At 72.6% G+C, this 18,754-nt stretch carries 22 protein-coding genes; 12 read left to right on the forward strand and 10 right to left on the reverse strand.

Annotated elements, in window-relative coordinates:
- Nucleotides 1–12 precede the first annotated feature (12 nt).
- On the reverse strand, nt 13–816 hold the full coding sequence (locus tag ACPU2J_RS22255; protein ID WP_423833874.1) for an enoyl-CoA hydratase/isomerase family protein: 804 nt from the start codon (nt 814–816) through the stop codon (nt 13–15).
- A 333-nt stretch (nt 817–1,149) separates the two neighbouring features.
- Between ACPU2J_RS22255 and ACPU2J_RS22260 the strand changes: the two genes are divergently transcribed.
- Together ACPU2J_RS22260 and ACPU2J_RS22265 are read left to right on the forward strand one after the other, a co-directional pair.
- Complete coding sequence (locus ACPU2J_RS22260) at nt 1,150–1,317, forward strand: DUF3117 domain-containing protein (protein ID WP_003966491.1); 168 nt, start codon at nt 1,150–1,152, stop codon at nt 1,315–1,317.
- Nucleotides 1,318–1,428: 111 nt separating this feature from the next.
- On the forward strand, nt 1,429–2,046 hold the full coding sequence (locus ACPU2J_RS22265; RefSeq protein ID WP_420079695.1) for a hypothetical protein: 618 nt from the start codon (nt 1,429–1,431) through the stop codon (nt 2,044–2,046).
- A 16-nt stretch (nt 2,047–2,062) separates the two neighbouring features.
- Here the strand turns inward: ACPU2J_RS22265 and ACPU2J_RS22270 are convergent, their stop codons facing one another.
- On the reverse strand, nt 2,063–2,725 hold the full coding sequence (locus ACPU2J_RS22270; RefSeq protein WP_136213916.1) for an O-methyltransferase: 663 nt from the start codon (nt 2,723–2,725) through the stop codon (nt 2,063–2,065).
- Nucleotides 2,726–2,903: 178 nt separating this feature from the next.
- Here ACPU2J_RS22270 and sigE point away from each other — a divergent pair, with 178 nt between their 5' ends.
- The 5 genes from sigE (at nt 2,904) to ACPU2J_RS22295 (ending at nt 7,173) form a co-directional block, all read left to right on the forward strand.
- Nucleotides 2,904–3,674, forward strand: a complete 771-nt coding sequence (sigE, locus tag ACPU2J_RS22275) for an RNA polymerase sigma factor SigE (RefSeq protein ID WP_423833876.1) — start codon at nt 2,904–2,906, stop codon at nt 3,672–3,674.
- A complete protein-coding gene (locus ACPU2J_RS22280; protein ID WP_389069041.1) occupies nt 3,671–4,330 on the forward strand; it encodes a zf-HC2 domain-containing protein in 660 nt (219 codons plus the stop codon). Before sigE ends, ACPU2J_RS22280 begins: the two co-directional genes overlap by 4 nt.
- A 54-nt stretch (nt 4,331–4,384) precedes the next feature.
- Nucleotides 4,385–5,749: a S1C family serine protease gene (locus tag ACPU2J_RS22285; protein WP_423833877.1), complete on the forward strand. Its 1,365-nt coding sequence runs from the start codon at nt 4,385–4,387 to the stop codon at nt 5,747–5,749.
- 118 nt (nt 5,750–5,867) lie between these two features.
- Nucleotides 5,868–6,287 (forward strand): sec-independent translocase, encoded by a 420-nt coding sequence (locus ACPU2J_RS22290; RefSeq protein ID WP_361590385.1) that lies wholly within the window; start codon nt 5,868–5,870, stop codon nt 6,285–6,287.
- Nucleotides 6,288–6,423: 136 nt separating this feature from the next.
- Entirely contained in the window at nt 6,424–7,173 is a 750-nt protein-coding gene (locus ACPU2J_RS22295) for a hypothetical protein (RefSeq protein ID WP_365488502.1), read from the forward strand.
- A gap of 84 nt (nt 7,174–7,257) precedes the next feature.
- On the opposite strand, the gene ACPU2J_RS22300 is transcribed toward ACPU2J_RS22295, so the two are convergent.
- The 3 genes from ACPU2J_RS22300 to ACPU2J_RS22310 form a co-directional block, all read right to left on the reverse strand.
- The gene (locus ACPU2J_RS22300; RefSeq protein WP_401164533.1) at nt 7,258–8,418 is read right to left on the reverse strand and encodes an Mrp/NBP35 family ATP-binding protein; all 1,161 of its coding nucleotides are present in this window, start codon (nt 8,416–8,418) and stop codon (nt 7,258–7,260) included.
- Between the two features lie 42 nt (nt 8,419–8,460).
- Nucleotides 8,461–8,967: a DUF1003 domain-containing protein gene (locus ACPU2J_RS22305; RefSeq protein WP_361590933.1), complete on the reverse strand. Its 507-nt coding sequence runs from the start codon at nt 8,965–8,967 to the stop codon at nt 8,461–8,463.
- Between the two features lie 163 nt (nt 8,968–9,130).
- On the reverse strand, nt 9,131–10,402 hold the full coding sequence (locus tag ACPU2J_RS22310; protein WP_420079693.1) for a magnesium transporter MgtE N-terminal domain-containing protein: 1,272 nt from the start codon (nt 10,400–10,402) through the stop codon (nt 9,131–9,133).
- Between the two features lie 187 nt (nt 10,403–10,589).
- Between ACPU2J_RS22310 and ACPU2J_RS22315 the strand changes: the two genes are divergently transcribed.
- Nucleotides 10,590–11,381 carry a hypothetical protein gene (locus tag ACPU2J_RS22315; RefSeq protein ID WP_420079692.1) on the forward strand — a complete coding sequence of 264 codons (792 nt, stop codon included), beginning with the start codon at nt 10,590–10,592 and terminating at the stop codon, nt 11,379–11,381.
- Nucleotides 11,382–11,412: 31 nt separating this feature from the next.
- Here ACPU2J_RS22315 and ACPU2J_RS22320 read toward each other — a convergent pair whose 3' ends face one another.
- The 3 genes from ACPU2J_RS22320 to ACPU2J_RS22330 form a co-directional block, all read right to left on the reverse strand.
- Entirely contained in the window at nt 11,413–11,925 is a 513-nt protein-coding gene (locus tag ACPU2J_RS22320; protein WP_423833878.1) for a hypothetical protein, read from the reverse strand.
- Nucleotides 11,926–12,002: 77 nt separating this feature from the next.
- Nucleotides 12,003–12,956, reverse strand: coding sequence for an IS481 family transposase (locus tag ACPU2J_RS22325; RefSeq protein WP_423833879.1), 954 nt, complete (start codon nt 12,954–12,956; stop codon nt 12,003–12,005).
- 123 nt (nt 12,957–13,079) lie between these two features.
- Entirely contained in the window at nt 13,080–14,195 is a 1,116-nt protein-coding gene (locus ACPU2J_RS22330; protein WP_420079690.1) for a magnesium and cobalt transport protein CorA, read from the reverse strand.
- Nucleotides 14,196–14,589: 394 nt separating this feature from the next.
- Between ACPU2J_RS22330 and ACPU2J_RS22335 the strand changes: the two genes are divergently transcribed.
- From ACPU2J_RS22335 to ACPU2J_RS22350, 4 genes are all read left to right on the forward strand, one after another.
- Nucleotides 14,590–15,174: a suppressor of fused domain protein gene (locus ACPU2J_RS22335; RefSeq protein WP_420079689.1), complete on the forward strand. Its 585-nt coding sequence runs from the start codon at nt 14,590–14,592 to the stop codon at nt 15,172–15,174.
- A gap of 60 nt (nt 15,175–15,234) precedes the next feature.
- Nucleotides 15,235–15,879, forward strand: coding sequence for a DUF6758 family protein (locus ACPU2J_RS22340; protein ID WP_361590365.1), 645 nt, complete (start codon nt 15,235–15,237; stop codon nt 15,877–15,879).
- Between the two features lie 92 nt (nt 15,880–15,971).
- Nucleotides 15,972–16,835, forward strand: coding sequence for a PHP domain-containing protein (locus ACPU2J_RS22345; protein ID WP_420079687.1), 864 nt, complete (start codon nt 15,972–15,974; stop codon nt 16,833–16,835).
- A gap of 76 nt (nt 16,836–16,911) precedes the next feature.
- On the forward strand, nt 16,912–17,517 hold the full coding sequence (locus ACPU2J_RS22350; RefSeq protein WP_365069725.1) for a MarC family protein: 606 nt from the start codon (nt 16,912–16,914) through the stop codon (nt 17,515–17,517).
- 80 nt (nt 17,518–17,597) lie between these two features.
- Here ACPU2J_RS22350 and ACPU2J_RS22355 read toward each other — a convergent pair whose 3' ends face one another.
- Both ACPU2J_RS22355 and ACPU2J_RS22360 read right to left on the reverse strand, forming a co-directional pair.
- Nucleotides 17,598–17,750, reverse strand: coding sequence for a hypothetical protein (locus ACPU2J_RS22355; RefSeq protein ID WP_361590356.1), 153 nt, complete (start codon nt 17,748–17,750; stop codon nt 17,598–17,600).
- Nucleotides 17,751–17,833: 83 nt separating this feature from the next.
- Nucleotides 17,834–18,703, reverse strand: a complete 870-nt coding sequence (locus ACPU2J_RS22360) for an alpha/beta fold hydrolase (protein WP_423833880.1) — start codon at nt 18,701–18,703, stop codon at nt 17,834–17,836.
- Nucleotides 18,704–18,754 lie beyond the last annotated feature (51 nt).

Below are 18,754 nucleotides of genomic sequence, written 5' to 3' on the forward strand. Positions count from 1 at the left end.
CGGCGCGCGTCCTCAGCGCCCGAGGTAGCGGGGCGGCTGCTTCGCCAGGAAGGCCTGGACGGCGATGGAGTGGTCCTCGGAGGCGCCGGCCCGCGTCTGCAGGACGTCCTCGTGCTCCAGGGACTCGGCGAGGGTGTGCGAGGCCCCGTACGCGAGGGACTCCTTCAGCGCGGCGTAGGCGACGGTCGGTCCGGCGGCCAGCGTGCGGGCCACGGCCTCGGCCTCGGCGTGCAGGGACTCCGAGGGCACCAGCCGGTTGACGATGCCGAGGTCGTAGGCCTCCTGGGCCTTCACGGACCGCGGGAAGAGCAGCAGGTCCGAGGCGCGCGAGGCGCCGATCAGGCGGGGCAGGGTCCAGGAGACCCCGGAGTCGGCCGTGAGCGCCACCCCGGCGAAGGAGGTGTTGAAGGAGGCGGTGTCGGCGACGACGCGGAAGTCCGCCGCCAGCGCGAAGCCGAAGCCGGCTCCGGCCGCGACGCCGTTGACCCCGGCCACCACGGGCTTCGGCATCTCCGTCAGCGCCCGCACGATCGGGTTGTAGTGCTCCCGGACCGTGTTCATGCTCAGGGAGGAACCCGTCTCGCGGTCCGCCGCCAGGTTGCCGATGTGCTCCTTGAGGTCCTGCCCGACGCAGAAGGCGCGGTCGCCGGCCGCGGTCAGCAGGACGGCACGGACGGCGGTGTCCTCGGCGGCGGCCCGGACCGCGTCGCGCAGGGCGACCTTGGCCTCGGTGTTCATCGCGTTCATCGCCTCGGGGCGGTTGATCGTGATGGTGGCGAGTCCGTCCGTCACTTCGTAGAGCACGCTGTCGGCCATGGCAGGGGGTCCCCCTTCGTCGCGGGCTTGGCTACCGGCCGGTACCGGCCGGTGCAAGGGCCAGCATGGCGGACCGGACGCGGAGCGCACATGTGATGTGCGTCAAAGAAAGCCGGAGGTGTTCCCGGTGCGCGGCGGCGAAGTATCGCAGGCGGGTCCCCGAAATGAGTGGTTTTGGCCGAGCGCGTTGCCCAAGCGTTCCCTTGCGATGTTGGTCATCGGGTCCTGACATGCGGGATAATGGCTGGGAAGCAATGTGTTCGATGCCGGGTACTAGGCGCCTGAATGGGGCCGTCGGCTGACGATGAGCTGGTTTCAGGAAGGGGAACGAGCATGGCGGCCATGAAGCCGCGGACGGGCGACGGCCCGCTCGAGGTCACCAAGGAGGGGCGGGGCATCGTCATGCGCGTACCGCTCGAGGGCGGCGGTCGGCTTGTCGTCGAGCTGACCCCCGATGAGGCGGACGCCCTGGGTGACGCCCTGAAGAAGGTCGTCGGCTGACCCGCTGACAGCACTTCCACCTTCTCTGCATTCCCTGCGCTGCCCCGACCGCGATCCCGCGGCCGGGGCAGCGTTGTGTCCTGGGCCCGAACCGTCCGTGGAGCCGCCCCCGTGACCTTCTCCCCGCCCGCGCCGCCGGCATTCGCCGACTGCACCCCCCGCCAGAAGGCGGCCCGGGTCCTCTCCGACGCGCTGGCGCCCGCGCACACCGTGGTCGCCCTGCTCCTGCTCGTCGGATGGCACAGCACCGCATCGTGGAACGGACTCGGCTGGGGCCTGCTCGCCGCCTTCTTCTGCGGCCTGGTCCCGATCGCCGTCGTCACCCTGGGCGTACGTCGGGGTGCCCTGACCGACGCGCACATCCGGGTGCGGCGCCAGCGGATCGTGCCCATGGTGCTCAGTCTGGTCTCCGTGGCCGCCGGACTCGGCCTGCTGCACGGCCTCGGCGCCCCGCGCGAGGTCTTCGCGCTCGTCGTCGCCATGCTCGTGGGCCTCGTGTCCTCCCTGCTGGTGACCGTCGGCTGGCAGATCTCCGTCCACATGTCGGTGGCGGGCGGCACGGTGATGATCCTGCTGCTCGTCTTCGGCCCGCGGGCGCTCCCGGCCGCCGCGGCCGCCGGGGCGATCGCCTGGTCCCGGCTGGTGCTGCGGGCGCACACCCCGGCGCAGCTGCTCGCCGGCACCGCGCTGGGCGGCGCGTCGGCGCTCACCTTCGCGCTGCTGGCCTGAGCGGGGGCGCCGAGCCTCAGCGGCGTACGGCGCAGAGCAGCCCGTCGCCCACCGGGAGCAGCGCGGCCTCCAGCGCCGGGCTCTCCCGGACGCTGCGCAGCAGCTCGCGGACCCGGAGCACCTCCACCGGCTGGGCCGCGGAGTCGACCGTACGGCCGTCGGAGAAGACCCCCTCGAAGCACACCAGTCCCCCGGGGCGCAGCAGGCGCAACGATTCGGCGAGGTAGTCGAGGGACTCGGTGGGGTCGCCGTCGCAGAAGACGAGGTCGTAGCCGCCGTCGGCGAGGCGGGGGAGGACGTCGAGGGCGCGGCCGGGGATGAAGCGGGCGCGGTTGCCGGCGAAGCCGGCGGCGCGGAAGGCCTGGCGGGCGAAGGCCTGCCGGTCGGGTTCGGGATCGACCGTGGTCAGGACCCCGTCCGGCCGCATGCCGTGCAGCAGGTGGATCCCGGAGACGCCGGTCCCGGTGCCGATCTCGGCGACGGCCTTGGCGTCCGCCGTGGCCGCCAGCAGGCGCAGCGCTGCGCCGGTGCCGGGGGAGACGGAGCGCAGGCCCGCCTCCCTGGACCGGTCGCGGGCCCATCGCAGAGCGTCGTCCTCGGCGACAAACGCGTCGGCGAACGCCCAGCTCGTCTGCCGGTTGCCGCTAATGACCCTCTCCTGTCCCCATAGTTGGCGCAACGGTGACTGTATCCGCTGACGTCGGGAACCCGCAGATGGGACCGGGCGTTGTGTGGGGTGGGAGCGGGGCCAGAAGGGACGCCGCCGGGCAGAACGGCGGCCGGGACCGCTTGAAGATCAAGATCTCGCGTAAAGAAAATGCAAAAACCCTTATCCGGAGCTGACAGAGGGGGTGGCTATGGTAGGGACTCCACTGGACACCACCAGAGCCGACAGGGGAGGTGCGGCTGCGCCCGTGGATCGAAGGGGCGCGCTGAGGCGCCTCCTCTGGTCGTCGGGTGAGCCGAAATCCGTGACCTACATTGCTGACCGCTTCCACACCGCCGACACCGCAACCTTCGCCGCAGATGCGGGCCCGCAGGCGTGGACCCCTCCCTCGTGGGAGGAGATCGTCAGCACGCACAGCGCGCGGGTGTACCGCCTCGCCTACCGCCTGACGGGCAACCAGCACGACGCCGAGGACCTCACGCAGGAGGTCTTCGTCCGCGTCTTCCGCTCGCTGTCCACCTACACGCCCGGCACCTTCGAGGGCTGGCTGCACCGCATCACGACGAACCTCTTCCTCGACATGGTCCGGCGCAAGCAGCGCATCCGCTTCGACGCGCTCGGCGACGACGCCGCGGAGCGGCTGCCGAGCCGCGAGCCGTCCCCGCAGCAGGTCCTGCACGACACCCACTTCGACGCGGACGTGCAGCAGGCCCTGGACACCCTCGCCCCCGAGTTCCGCGCCGCCGTGGTGCTGTGCGACATCGAGGGCCTGTCCTACGAGGAGATCGCCGCCACGCTCGGCGTCAAGCTGGGCACGGTGCGCAGCCGCATCCACCGCGGCCGCTCCCACCTGCGCAAGGCGCTCAAGCACCGCTCGCCCGCGGCCCGGGCCGAGCAGCGCGCGCTGGCCGGCGTCGCGACGGGCGCCCCCGGCGCCGGGGGAGAGGGCGGAGCCGAGTGAGCGGAGCCAGTCCGTCCCCTGCCGAACAGCACCTGGGCGACCGTCTCGCCGCCCTGGTGGACGGGGAGCTGAAGCACGACGCCCGCGAGCGGGTCCTGGCCCACCTGGCGACCTGTGCCAAGTGCAAGGCCGAGGCCGACGCCCAGCGCCGTCTGAAGACCATGTTCGTGGAGAGCGCGCCGCCACCGCTGTCCGCGGGGCTGCTCGCGCGGCTCCAGGGACTTCCCGGCGGTGGTCAGGACGGCCCGCCCGGCCCGGGAGGACCGTCGGGCACCACCGGTCCCGACCCCTTCGACGCGTTCGCGTACGGGCTGCCCGTGGCGGCCGCCGCCCCCCAGGAGGAGGGCTTCCGCATCCACGAAGTGGGCCGGCCGCGCCGCCGGTTCGCCTTCGTGGCCGCCGGAGCGGTGTCCCTGGCCGCGCTCGCCCTGGGCGGGACGCTTCCGCTGGAGGGCGCCGATCCGAACGTACGCGGTGACTCCCCGGCCCCCGCCACCCGAACCGGCCCGGCCCTGCCCGTGTCCGACGCGGCGGTCCGCGACCGGCTCCCCACCCCCGCGGCCGTACCGACGCTCCTGTCGGCCGTGGCGACCCCGCTGGGGCCGCTCCAGCCCTCCCCGCCCGTACCGGCCCGTCCGGTCTCCCTGCTGCGCTGACCCGGGACCTGGTTGAATCGGCCGGGCAAGCGCACAGGTACGCGGGGAGCGCCCATGGCCGACAGCCAGCAGACCGATCCGGCTCCGAAGTGGTGGAGCCGGCCCGAGGGGACCGGGACGGCCGACGGTCCCCCTGCGGGGGTGCCCGCCCCGCGTCCCGGCACCGCTGAGGGGCCGGGGGGCGGCGCGGACGGGCCCGCGGCCACCGCCGAGGCCGGTACGGCCCCCGATGCCGCAGCCGGCGCCGGCTCCCCGGAGCCCGGCGTGCGCTACGACCCCTGGGGCGACCGGCCCCTGCAGATCGTGGACCGTGGCGCGCGGGACCGGGGCTTCCGGCTGTGGCAGGTCGCGGCGGTCGGCGCGGCGGCGGCCCTGCTCGCGGGCGCGATCGGCGGATACGTCGGGGTGCTCGCCGAGCGCAGCAGCAGCACCCGGCTGGAGCTGCCGCAGGCCGCGGTCGCGGACAAGGGCCGGGCGCCCGAGAGCGTCGCCGGGATCGCGGCGACCGCACTGCCCGGGGTGGTGACCCTGCACGTGCGCGGCGAGAAGGGCGGCGGCACGGGGACCGGCTTCGTCCTCGACCCGCAGGGACACATCCTGACCAACCACCACGTGGTCGCCGGGGCCAAGGAGATAGCGGTCACCTTCAGCACCGGCGAGAGCGTCACCGCCGAGCTGGTCGGCCGCGACTCGGGCTACGACCTGGCCGTGGTCAAGGTCGCCGGGGTGCGCGGGCTGCGGCCGCTGAGCCTGGGCAACTCCGAGAACGTGAAGGTCGGCGACCCGGTCGTGGCCATCGGCGCGCCCTTCGACCTCTCCAACACGGTCACCGCCGGCATCATCAGCGCCACCGGCCGGCCGGTCACGGCGGGCGGCGACAAGGGGGACGGCAGCGACATCAGCTACGTCGACGCGCTGCAGACGGACGCCCCCATCAACCCCGGCAACTCCGGCGGCCCCCTGCTGGACGCCCGGGCCCACGTCGTCGGCATCAACAGCGCGATCCGCGGGGCGGACAAGGACGACCCCACCCGGCAGGGCGGCTCCATCGGCCTGGGCTTCGCCATCCCCATCAACCAGGGCAAGCGCGTGGCGGAGGAACTCATCGCCACCGGCCGTGCCACGCACCCTGTCATCGGGGTCACCCTCGACATGGACTACACGGGCGACGGAGCCCGGGTGGGGGACAAGGGGGAGGACGGCAAGCCGTCCGTGGTCGCCGACGGGCCGGCGGCGCGCGCCGGGATCAGGGCCGGCGACGTGATCACCAAGGTGGACGGGCAGCGCGTCCGGGGCGGTGACGAGCTGATCGTCAAGATCAGGGCCCACCGGCCCGGCGACCGCCTGACGCTGACCGTCGAGCGCGGCGGCCGGGACCGCACACTGGAGGTGGTGCTCGGGTCGGCGAACGGCTCGTGAGCGCGTGATGACGGCCGGGTGAATCCGCCGGCGGTCCGGTACGCAGGTATGGGCGCGGGGACAAGGCCGGGTACCGTGTCTTCGGGCCCGAAGTGACAGAGAGCCGAGGAGCGGCAAGGTGTTCAACGACATAGGCGCACTCGAACTCGTCACGATCGTGGTGCTGGGCATCCTCATCTTCGGGCCCGAGAAGCTCCCCAAGGTCATCCAGGACGTCACCGGCTTCATCCGGAAGATCCGCGCGTTCTCCGACAGTGCCAAGCACGACATCCGCTCGGAGCTGGGGCCGGAGTTCAAGGACTTCGAGTTCGAGGACCTGAACCCCAAGACGTTCATCCGCAAGCAGCTCAGCGAGAACGAGGACCTCAAGGACATCCGCGGCAGCTTCGACCTGCGCAAGGAGCTGAACGACGTCGGCGACGCCGTGAAGAACTCCGCCGCCGACCCGGCCGCCCCGGCGGCCGGTCCCGACCTGCTGAAGAAGCCCGCCGCCCCCGCCGTGGAGCCGCGCGCCCGCTTCGACGCCGACGCCACCTGACGCAGCCTGCCCGGGGATCCGGGACGGGATGGCTATCCTCCATCTGTCCGGATCGCGGGACGCCCGAGGGAGGGGGTCCCCCCAGCACGACGAGGGGGAGGGCCGTTCCGGACCCCACGGAACGAGAGGCCGCCCAATGGAGACGACGCGCAGCAGCCTGGTAGGCGCACAGACCGCCGAGGCACCCGCCGCCGCACCCGATCAAGAACCGGGCAAGGACCCGCACACCGAAGCGCATACCGGCCCCGGGGCCGAGACGCAGCCGCCGGAGGGCTCCGCGCCCGTCCCGGCGGCCCGCCGGACGGCCGAGGGGTTCCTGGCTGCCGACTTCCCCTGGTACGGCCTGGACGGGGCCTTCACGGGCCCGCGCCGGCTGATGCAGGTCGGCACCGCCGCCGACGGCACCGTGGAGCACGGCTCCACCGGGCACGGCGACGAGCCCTCCGCCCGCGGCGAGCTGGCGACGGGCGAGAAGGAGCGGTTCGCGGTGGTGATCACCGTCGCGAGCAACCCGCTGCGCCGCAGCAGTGACGGCACCGGGGTCCTGGAGGCCACCTCGGTCTCCTCGGCGGCCTGGCTGGCCGGCTCCGGTCTGCTGGCGTACAGCTGGCCCGGGCAGATGGACCACGCCCTGCGCGACGACTGGCTCGACCAGCAGACCGAGGCGGCCTGGGAGCTCGCCGACGACCTCGACGGCGAGGACTGGTCCACGCTGTCGCTGCCCGTGGACGGCGAGCCGACGACCTTCCACTACCGCGAGTCCGAGTTCGGCTGGGTGCTGGCCGGCTCCACCGGCAACGGCGTCCACCTGGGCGCCTACGGACGAGGGATGAGCGCCTACGGGCTCGGCTTCGCCGCCATCACCGACCTCGGCACGTACGAGTAGGCCGCGCTGCGGGCCCGGCCGACGGGCCCGCCGCAACGCGAAGGGCGCCGCTCGGTGAGCGGCGCCCTTCGTGGTGAAGCCGGGTCAGAACTTGTTGCGCGGGGTGATGCCCAGCGACATGCCCGACAGGCCGCGGGCCCGGCCGCCCAGCTTGCCCGCGATCGCGCGCAGCGCCGCGCCGGCCGGGGAGTCCGGGTCGGACAGGACGACGGGCTTGCCCTCGTCGCCGCCCTCGCGCAGCCGCACGTCGATCGGGATCTGGCCCAGTACGGGCACGGTCGCGCCGACCGTCTTCGTCAGGCCGTCCGCGACCTTCTGGCCGCCGCCCGAGCCGAAGACGTCCACCATCTCGTCGCAGTGCGGGCACGGAAGGCCCGACATGTTCTCGACGACACCGACGATCTTCTGGTGGGTCTGCACGGCGATGGAGCCGGCCCGCTCGGCCACCTCGGCGGCCGCCTGCTGCGGGGTGGTGACCACGAGGATCTCGGCGTTCGGCACGAGCTGCGCCACGGAGATCGCGATGTCGCCCGTGCCCGGCGGGAGGTCGAGCAGCAGCACGTCCAGGTCGCCCCAGAACACGTCGGCCAGGAACTGCTGGAGGGCCCGGTGGAGCATCGGGCCGCGCCACACGACCGGCGCGTTGCCGGGGGTGAACATGCCGATGGAGATGACCTTCACGCCGTTGGCGGAGGGCGGCATGATCATGTTCTCGACCTGGGTGGGGCGGCCGTCGACACCCAGCATCCGCGGCACGCTGTGGCCGTAGATGTCCGCGTCGACCACGCCGACCTTCAGGCCGTCCGCGGCCATCGCCGCGGCCAGGTTGACCGTGACGGAGGACTTGCCGACGCCGCCCTTGCCGGAGGCGACCGCGTAGACGCGGGTCAGCGAACCCGGCTTGGCGAAGGGGACCTCGCGCTCGGCGGTGCCGCCGCGCAGCGTGGCCGCCAGGTCCTTGCGCTGCTCGTCGCTCATGACGTCCAGCGTCACCGAAACGGAGGTGACGCCGGCGACCTTCTCGACCGCCTCGGTCACGTTCTTGGTGATCGTCTCGCGCATGGGGCAGCCCGACACGGTCAGGTAGACCGTGACGGCGACCGCGCCGCCGTCGCCGATCTCCACCGATTTGACCATGCCGAGCTCGGTGATCGGCCGGTGGATCTCGGGGTCGTTCACCGTCGCCAGAGCGTCCAGGATCGCGTCCTGCTCAGGCACGGCGGCGGAGCTTGTGTCGGTAGCCATGTCCCGATGGTACGGCTCGGTAGCAGGGCTCGGGTAAGCCGATCAGCGGTCGCCTTCATCACGTTCCGCGGGGAATAGCCGGCGCTCGTCCATCTCCTTGATCAGGTCCTGGAACTCCGAGCGGATCCAGTCGCGCGTCGCCACCTCGCCGAGGCCCATGCGCAGTGCCGCGATCTCCCGGGTGAGGTACTCGGTGTCGGCGATCGACCGCTCGTTCTGCTTGCGGTCCTGCTCGTGCGTGACCCGGTCGCGGTCGTCCTGGCGGTTCTGCGCGAGCAGGATCAGCGGGGCCGCGTACGAGGCCTGGAGCGACAGCATCAGCGTCAGGAAGATGAAGGGGTACTCGTCGAAGCGCAGGTTGTCCGGGGCGAAGACGTTCCACAGCACCCAGAGGATGATGACCAGCGTCATCCAGACGATGAACCGGCCCGTGCCCAGGAAGCGCGCCACCCGCTCCGACAGCCTGCCGAAGGCCTCCGGGTCGTACTCGGGCAGCAGTGAGCGCCGCGGCGCCCGCGGCAGGTCCAGGCGCACCCGGGGCCGGTTCAGGGCGCTCGACCCCGTCGGCGCGGACTTGGCCGCCCGTTCGGCGGAACGTTCCGCCCCCTCCGGCGGCTGCCCGTGCTCGCGCGCCGACTGCAGCCGGGCCTGCTCCCGCCGCTCCCGGATCTGCTCCCGGCGCCGCTCGCGCGACTGCTCGCCGCGCCCGCGCTCAGTGCCCACGCAGCGCCTCCTCCGAGTGGAAGTCCGTCTCGCGCCAGTCGTCCGGCAGCAGGTGGTCCAGGACGTCGTCGACCGTCACCGCGCCCAGCAGCGACCCGCTCTCGTCGACCACCGGCACGGCCACCATGTTGTACGCGGCGAGGTGCGTGGTGACGGCGGGCAGCGAGGCATCGGGCCGCAGCGGCGGGAGGTCGGTGTCCACGATGGAGCTCACCAGCGTGAACGGCGGGTCGCGCAGCAGCCGCTGGAAGTGCACCGTGCCCAGGTACTTGCCCGTGGGCGTCTCGTCCGGCGGCCGGCACACGTACACCTGCGCCGCCAGCGCCGGCGACAGGTCCGCCTGCCGTACCCGGGCCAGCGCGTCCGCGACCGTCGCGTCGGGCCGCAGCACGATCGGCTCGGTGGTCATCAGCCCGCCCGCGGTGTTCTCCTCGTACGACAGCAGGCGGCGCACGTCGGCGGCGTCGTCGGGCTGCATCAGCGTCAGCAGCCGCTCCTTGTCGTCCTCGGGCAGCTCGGAGAGCAGGTCGGCCGCGTCGTCGGGGTCCATCGCCTCCAGGACGTCGGCGGCGCGCTCCTCCTTCAGCTTGCCGAGGATCTCCACCTGCTCGTCCTCGGGCAGCTCCTCCAGCACGTCGGCGAGCCGGTCGTCGTCGAGGGCGTTGGCCACCTCGGCGCGCCGCTTCGGCGTCAGGTGGTGCAGGACGTTCGCCACGTCCGCGGGCCGCATCTGCTCGAAGGTGGCGACGAGGTTCTCGGCGCCCTGCCCGTCCTCCTCCAGCGAGAAGCCCGTCACGGCCGACCACTCCACCGTCACGGCCTCGCCGCGCCGGCGCAGCGCACCCGACTTGCCCTTCCGTACGAAGATCTTGTCGATCTCCCAGTCCCGGCGGGCCGGCAGCTGCTGGATGGCCACGTCCAGGACGGTGACCTCCTCCTCGGTGGCGACCAGCGTCACCCGCCGGTCCAGCAGCTCGCCGAGGACCAGCCGCTCGGTGGGGCGCTGTTCGAAGCGCCGCATGTTGATGACGCCGGTGGTGATGACCTGGCCCGACTCCACGCCCGTGACCCGGGTCATGGGGAGGAAGATGCGGCGCCGGCTGACCACCTCGACCACCAGCCCCAGCAGCCGCGGCGGACGGCCGCCGACCCGGAGCATCGCGACGAGGTCGCGGACCCGGCCGACCTGGTCGCCGTTGGGATCGAAGACGGGCACACCCGACAGATGCGAGACGAAGATCCGCGGGGCGCCTGCAGCCATCCGAGCGCCTCCTAGAGCGTCAATCAACAGTCGTGCCGCCCCTCAGGCTAGCCCGTGCCGCGGCGAAGCGTCCTGGTGGGGAGGGCCGCCCGGGGCCGCCCGGAGCCCGGGGAGCGGTCGCGGGCCGCCGAGCACGGGCGGGTACGCTGCCTGCTGCCCGCAGACGACCGACGAGAGGCACCCGCACGTGACCGCCTACTTCCCTGCCGCGCGGCTGCGCCGGGCCGCCTTCATCGGTGTGCTGTGCGCGGGTCTCTCCGTCACCGGTACGGGGTGCGGGGAGGACCCCGACGAGGGCACGAACGGTGTCGGCAAGCTCTCCGCGGACAAGATCGAGGCGAAGGCGAAGGCCGCCGCGACGGAGGCCGGGTCGGTGCACCTGTCGGGCACGCTGGTGAGCGGGGGGAAGTCCTTCACCGTCGACATGCGGCTGAAGTCGGACGGCGGTTCCGGCGAGGTGAAGTCCAAGGAGGACACCTTCCAACTGCTGCGGGTGGGGGAGCAGCTGTACCTGAAGGCCAGCGCGGCCTTCTGGGGGGAGTCCGACTCGGCCGGCAAGCTCGGCGACAAGTACGTGAAGGTGCCCGAGGGCGACCCCTCCTACAAGCAGTTCCGCGGGTTCACGGACATGAACGTCCTCCTGGACGGGCTGCTGGGCCTGGAGGGCAAGCTGTCGAAGGGCGCCTACGCCAAGGTCGGCTCCACCCGAGCCGTGCAGGTCACCGCGGACGAGGGCAAGGGCGGCAAGCTGTCGGTGTCCCTGGAGGGGACCCCGTACCCGCTGCTGATGGAGCGGGCGGGCGGCGCCGGCCGGGTGGAACTCGCCGAGTGGGGCAAGCCGTTCCAGCTCGACCCGCCGGCGCAGGACCAGACCGTCGACTACGGGAGCCAGCTGCCGACGACGAAGGAACAGGGCGGCGAGCCCGCTCCCGGCTCCACCAAGGGATCCGGTCAGGGCGCGAACCCGACCACCCCGTAGCGCCGTCGGCGGTCCGGGGCCCGGTCGCCCGTCAGGACCTGCCGGCCCGCTTGCGCCGGAACAGCAGCTTCGGCAGACCGGCCGGCACGGGGCGCCGGGTCGTCGCCGGGGACCCGAGCGGGGCCGCGGCCAGGGACCCGTCCGGGAGGGAGCGGACCGACTCCGGCTCCAGCCGCAGCAGCCGGCACTCCCGCGCCCACCGCTCGGTCATCTCCTCCGAGTCGGGCGCGTTCAGCCGCTTGCCCTTCAGCTCGGCGACGGCCGCCTGCCACTCCTCCCCGCGGGGCGGGAGCTCGCGCACGGTCGCCGTCCAGGCCACGAGCCGTCCGCCCTTGTCCTTGCTCCGTACGGTCACCTCGGCGGAGGAACCGTCCGCCAGGCCCGGGAACGGCTGCTCGCCCGGTCCGTCGCCCAGCACGTGCGCGGCGCCGTCCAGCCAGGCGTGCCACAGGGCCCGGTCGGCCCCGGCGCCGCGGACCCAGATCAGGCCGGACTTCTTGGTGGCCTCCTCGACGAGGGCCAGGTCGAGCGCGCTGAGAGTCATGCGCACAGGGTAGGGGGTCCGCCGTTCCGGCCGGGGACGGGTCCGGGGCACGGAAGGACGGCGGGCCGGGCGGAGCCCTAGATGTATTGCCCTGTGAGGTTGGGGACGCGGCTGGCGGGTGGTTTGCCTGCGAGCGCGGTGTGTCCGCGGTGGTGATTGTAGGAGTGCAGCCAGCCGGGGAACGCGTCACGTCGTTCCTGCTCTGACTGGTAGGGGCGGGCGTAGGCCCATTCGTCGAGCAGGGTGCGGTTGAGGCGTTCGACTTTGCCGTTGGTCTGGGGCCGGTAGGGCCGGGTTCGTTTGTGGGTGATCCCGGCCGCCGCCAGGGTGTCGCGCCAGGCCTGGGACTTGTAGCAGGCGCCGTTGTCCGTCAGGACGCGTTCGACGGTGATCCCGACGCTGGTGAAGTAGGCCTGTGCCCGGGCCCAGAACGCGGTGGCGGTCTCCTTCTTCTCGTCGGTGTGGATCTCGCTGTAAGCGAGGCGGGAGTGGTCGTCGACGGCGGTGTGGATGTAGCTGTAGCCCGTGCCGGACCTGGTCTTGCGGCCGGCCTGTCGGCCGAGGGCCTTGTGACCGCCGCCGTCGGGGATGTTGCCGAGCTTCTTGATGTCGACGTGGACGAGTTCGCCGGGCTTGTCGCGTTCGTAGCGTCGTATGGGCCGGCCGGTGGCCCGGTCCAGGTGAGACAGGCGGGCCAGGCCGAACCGGGTCAGCACTCGGTGCACGGTGGAGGGCACCAGGCCGAGCAGGTGGGCGATGCGGGCGGGTCCCCACCGGCGCAGGACGCGGACCTTGATGATCCGGCGTTCGGTGCGGGTCAGGGTGCGGCGCGGGCTGTGGTGCGGGCGGGAGGACCGGTCGTACATGCCGGCCTCGCCCAGGGTCCGGTAGCGGGCGGCCCACCGCTGGGCAGTGGTGGGCGAGACCTGGAACCGGTCGGCCGCGCGTCGCAGCGGCCAGCCGTCTTCGACCACGCAGCGGGCCAGGCGCAGTCGTCCGGTCTCGGTCAGGGGTGCATTACGGTGGGGCATGAGGGCCTTCTGCCGGTTGGTGTAGACGTCGCAATCCACACCGAACCCGGAAGGCCCTCACCCATTCAAGATCCCTCAGCCGAGACCTGCATCACCCGGCCACAACCTCCCTTGACAGAACACCTAGAGCCAGCCGTGGCGGCGCAGGGCCCGGTGGATGGTGAAGCAGGTGCCGACGATGGTGCCCATCACCATCGGGTAGCCGTACTCCCACTGGAGCTCCGGCATGTGGTCGAAGTTCATCCCGTACACCCCGCAGATCATCGTCGGCACGGCGATGATCGCCGCCCACGAAGTGATCTTGCGCATGTCCTCGTTCTGGGCGACCGTCGCCTGCGCGAGGTTGGCCTGGAGGATCGAGTTGAGCAGCTCGTCGAAGCCCACCACCTGCTCGTGCACCCGGGCGAGGTGGTCGGCGACGTCGCGGAAGTACTTCTGGATGTCGGGGTCCACCAGCCGCATCGGCCGCTCGCTCAGCAGCTCCATCGGGCGCAGCAGCGGCGACACCGCCCGCTTGAACTCCAGCACCTCGCGCTTGAGCTGGTAGATGCGGCCCGCGTCACCGCCGCGCGCACGGCCCTTGGCGGGGGGCGCGAACACGTCGCTCTCCACCTCGTCGATGTCGTCCTGCACCGCCGCGGCGACCGCGATGTAGCCGTCGACCACGTGGTCGGCGAGGGAGTGCAGGACGGCGGAGGGGCCCTTGGCCAGCAGGTCGGGGTCGTCCTGGAGGCGGTGGCGCAGGCCCCGGAGGGAGCCCTGGCCGCCGTGCCGGACGGTGATGACGAAGTCCGGGCCCGTGAAGCACATCACCTCGCCGGTCTCCACCACCTCGCTGGTGGCGGTCAGTTCGGCGTGCTCGACGTAGTGGATCGTCTTGAAGACGGTGAAGAGGGTGTCGTCGTACCGCTCCAGCTTCGGCCGCTGGTGCGCGTGGACCGCGTCCTCCACGGCCAGCGGGTGCAGTCCGAAGGTCGCGGCGATCCCCGCGAACTCGGCCTCCGTCGGCTCGTGCAGGCCGATCCAGGCGAAGCCGCCGTCCTCGCGCACCCGGCGGATCGCCTCACGGGGGGTCAGGCAGGAGGTTCCCTGCACCCGCCGCCCGTCGCGGTACACGGCGCAGTCGACCACCGCGCTGCTGGCCGACGGGTCGCGGGTGGCGTCGTAGCCGGGCTGGACGGGGGTGGACTTGCGCAGCGACGGACGTACGGCCGCACGCAGGTAGGGCAGCATCGACATGGCAGGCTCCTTCGCACGCACGGCTGCGGACCGTACGGGTGGGAGACCCTCGGTACCGCGGGCGGGCAGGCCCGGGCCGGCACGAGGGAAACAGGACGGGAGGACAACGTTCTGCCGTCGCTCTTCTACCGATCAGGGATCACGAAGATCACAGAAGATCACAGAGGGCGGGAAGCGCCCGCCGGAGAAGCGGAAGAGCGATTGGTACTGCACGATCGACTTCGGTCCACCGCAGCCCCACCTCCTCCGGCCGGTCCCCCGTAGGGGACGTCCTGTCTTCGGGGCACCGAAACAACGCTTCTGCGTGCGGCCCCGAACAGCTGTCAACACTATCAGCCGACGGATGGTCAAGACCCGCCCTTTACCCGCCTGATACGAGTTCTATGCTCGCTGCATGGCAGAAATTCTGGCCCTCGTCGAAGCCCGGCTGCGCACCGCGTTCGGTGAACCCGACGCGCGCGCCGCCGTCACCTTCCTGGGCACCGACCGCATCGAGGTACTCCGTTTCGCCGAGGGGGACCTCGTGCGGTACGCGACCCTCGGCATGTCCGCGCACCCCATGACCGACCCGACCGCCGTGGTCGCCGATCCCGTACGGGGCCCGCGCGCCGAGCTCGTACTGACCGTGCGGGCCGGACTGGCGGCCACCGACAAGCTCCTCCGGCCGCTCGCCGTGCTGGCGGCGTCCCCGCAGGTGGAGGGGCTGATCGTGGCTCCGGGCGCCTCGCTGGACGTGGGCGGGCCGCTCTGGGACGGGGCCCCGTTCACCTCCGTCCTCGTCGCCGAGCCGGGCGGCCTGGTCGAGGACCTCGACCTCGACGAGCCGATGGATCCGGTGCGCTTCCTCCCCCTCCTTCCCATGACGCCCAACGAGGCTGCCTGGAAACGGGTGCACGGCGCGGCCGCCCTCCAGGAACGCTGGCTCGCGCGCGGAACGGACCTGAGGGATCCGCTGCGCGGCGCCGTCGCCCTGGACTGACAGCCCGGACGGGTGACCATGCCTTGACGGGCGGCCGGGCGGGGAGGAGCGTGGCTACCTATGAGGGGTGAACCGAGTTGCCCGAAGTGCGGTGGCCGGGTCAGGGCGCCCGGACTCTTCTCCGACTCCTGGCAGTGCGCGGCGCACGGCACCGTCCACCCCCTGCAGCCCGTCATCCCGCCGAGCGTGGAGGGCCTCGGCGTCGTCGTCCACCGGGCGCGGGTGCCGGTGTGGATGCCCTGGCCGCTCCCGGTGGGGTGGCTGTTCACGGGGGTGGCCTCCGCGGGTGACGACCGCAGCGGCGGCCGGGCCACGGCGGTGGCCTGCTCGGGCCCCGGGCCGCTGGGGGGCATCGGCGAGCTGCTGCTCATCGCGGAGGAACTGGGCGTGGGCCTGGGCGCGCGCTACGCGGGCATCGACGGCCCCGACCCGGGCACCTCCATCGACGTGGCGGGCCCGCCCCACGCCAAGGTGGTCGCGGCGGGCCGCCCGACCCCGCTCTGGCACGTCAGCGGCGGCCCCGAGGACCGGGCCGTCTTCGCCGGGGAGGCGCGCGGCCTGTGGCTGTGGGCGATCGTCTGGCCGCAGCAGTCCGGCCTGCTCCTCTACGACGAGCTCGTCCTCACCGACCTCCGCGACGCGGGCGCCGAGGTCGAGCTCCTCCCGTGCGGTGCCCTGAGCCCGCGGATCCTCGGCCCGGCCTGAGCTCCCCGGCCCGGGGCCGTCGGTGCGGAGGGCCTGCGCCCGGTTATCCTGGAGCGTCCCCCGACCGTACGTACGACCCCTGGAGCCCGGCTGTGCGCATCGACCTGCACACCCACTCCACGGCCTCCGACGGTACGGACACCCCGGCCGAACTCGTGCGGGGCGCCGCCGCGGCCGGGCTGGACGTCGTCGCGCTGACCGACCACGACACCGTGGGCGGGCACGCCGAGGCGCTCGCCGCCCTTCCGGCCGGCCTGACGCTGGTGACCGGTGCCGAGCTGTCCTGCCGGCTCGACGGGATCGGCGTGCACATGCTCGCCTACCTCTTCGACCCGGAGGAGCCCGAGCTCGCCCGCGAGCGCGAACTCGTCCGCGACGACCGGGTCCCGCGGGCCCGCACCATGGTCGACAAGCTGCGGGCGCTCGGCGTGGACGTCACCTGGGAACAGGTGGCGCGGATCGCCGGCGACGGCTCGGTCGGCCGGCCGCACATCGCGACCGCCCTGGTCGAACTCGGCGTCGTGCGCACGGTCTCGGACGCCTTCACGCCGCAGTGGCTCGCCGACGGCGGTCGCGCCTACGCCGACAAGCACGAGCTCGACGCCCTCGACGCCGTACGCCTGGTGAAGGCGGCCGGCGGCGTCACCGTCTTCGCGCACCCCGCCGCCGTCAAGCGCGGCCGGTGCGTGCCGGAGTCCGCGATGGCCGAGCTGGCGGCCGCGGGCCTGGACGGCATCGAGGTGGACCACATGGACCACGACGCCGGCACCCGTGTGCGGCTGCGCGGCCTCGCGGCGGAACTCGGCCTGCTGACCACCGGATCCAGCGACTACCACGGCAGCCGCAAGACCTGCCGCCTCGGGGAGTACACCACCGACCCCGAGATCTACGGCGAGATCACGCGCCGCGCGACGGGGGCCTTCCCCGTGCCCGGCGCCGGCGGACGCGAGCGCTGACCGGCCCCGACCCGGCCCGCTCCACCCGTTCTCCACTCCTTTCTCGCGACACCCCTCTCTCCTGCAAGGCATCTCTGTGTTCGACTTCGCCGTCTTCGGATCCCTCTTTCTCACCCTTTTTGTGATTATGGACCCCCCGGGGATCACGCCGATCTTCCTGGCCCTGACCTCCGGACGCCCCGTCAAGGTGCAGCGCCGGATGGCCTGGCAGGCCGTCTGCGTGGCCTTCGGCGTCATCGCGGTCTTCGGCATCTGCGGTCAGCAGATCCTGGACTACCTGCACGTCTCGGTCCCGGCGCTGATGATCGCCGGTGGTCTGCTGCTCCTGCTCATCGCGCTCGACCTGCTCACCGGCAAGACCGACGAGCCCAAGCAGACCAAGGACGTGAACGTCGCCCTGGTCCCGCTCGGCATGCCCCTGCTCGCCGGCCCCGGTGCGATCGTGTCCGTCATCCTCGCCGTGCAGAAGGCGGACGGGGCGGCCGGGCAGATCTCCGTCTGGGCCGCGATCGTCGCCATGCACGTGGTGCTGTGGATCACCATGCGCTACTCGCTGGTGATCATCCGGGTCATCAAGGACGGCGGCGTGGTTCTCGTGACGCGGCTCGCGGGCATGATGCTCTCCGCCATCGCCGTCCAGCAGATCATCAACGGCGTGCTCCAGGTGGTGCAGGGGGCCTGACCGCCCCGGCGCGCCGCCCGCCTACGACGACGCCCCCGCACCGGTCCCGGTGCGGGGGCGTGAACGTCTCGTGCTGGGCGTCAGCAGGACGCACTCTCGGCCGGTCGGATCAGGATGCGCTGGCCGATCGACGCGGCCTGCTGCACGATCCGGTTGACGGAGGACGCGTCCACGACGGTGCTGTCCACGGCGGTCCCGTCGACGTCGTCCAGGCGCAGAATCTCGAAGCGCACGGGCTTCTCCCTTCGTCAGTGTTCTCTTGCACTGGTCCAACGAAGTGTAGACCTCAATCATTCCCTACGCTAAAGAAATTTTTTCACTGGCTAACGACAGGGTCCCCGGGCGCGCCCCAGAACGCGGCCAGCGCGGCGGCCGTGGTCTGCGGGTCCTCGGCGTTCGGCGAGTGCTCCGTGCCCGGCACCACGACCCTGCGCGCCCCCAGGCGCCGGGCCATGTCGTCCAGCAGCGGAACCGGCCAGGCGTAGTCCACGGCCCCCGACAGGACCAGCTTCGGCAGCGGGACCCGTCCCAGCTCCGCCACCCGGTCCGGCTCGCAGATCAGCGCCCTGCCGGTGACGATCAGCTGCTCGGGCACGGTCGCCAGCCACCGCTCGCGCAGGAACCGCGTCAGCTCGGGGGAGTCCGGCACGGCGTCCTGCGGATCGTGGGCGCGCATCGCCTCCCAGATCCCCGGCATGTCGTCGCCCATCGCCTCCAGCGCCGCCACCAGCAGCTTCGTCCGCTCCTGCTGCTCCTCCGCGATGGCGGCCGGGCCGCTGCTCATCAGGGTGAGCGAGGCGAAGGGCGAGGCGTCGCGCAGTACGGCGGCGCGCGAGACCAGCCCGCCGAGGGAGTGCCCGGCCAGGTGCACGGGACCCGTCCCCAGCGCCCGCACCTGGGCGAGCACGTCCCGCGCCAGCTCCTCCAGCCCGTACGCCGACTCCTCGCGCGGGCCGGGGGTCTCGTACTGGCCGCGGCCGTCGACGGCGACCGTCCGGAAGCCCGCGGCGGCGAGCGGCTCCAGCAGGGCGATGAAGTCCTCCTTGCTGCCCGTGAAGCCCGGGACCAGCAGGGCCGTGCCGCGGACCGGCTCGCCGGCCTCGTGCACGGCGAAGGGGCCGCGGTCGGTGGACAGGCGGTACGCGCGGGCGACAGGCGGCAGCGTCAGGCGGGGCGGCTTGCTCATGGCCAGAGGTTACCGGCCCGTAGCCCCCGGCGCGGCCGGGGAACGCCGACG

This window comes from Streptomyces manipurensis (genome assembly GCF_049570255.1).
Classification (GTDB): Bacteria; Actinomycetota; Actinomycetes; order Streptomycetales; family Streptomycetaceae; genus Streptomyces; species Streptomyces manipurensis.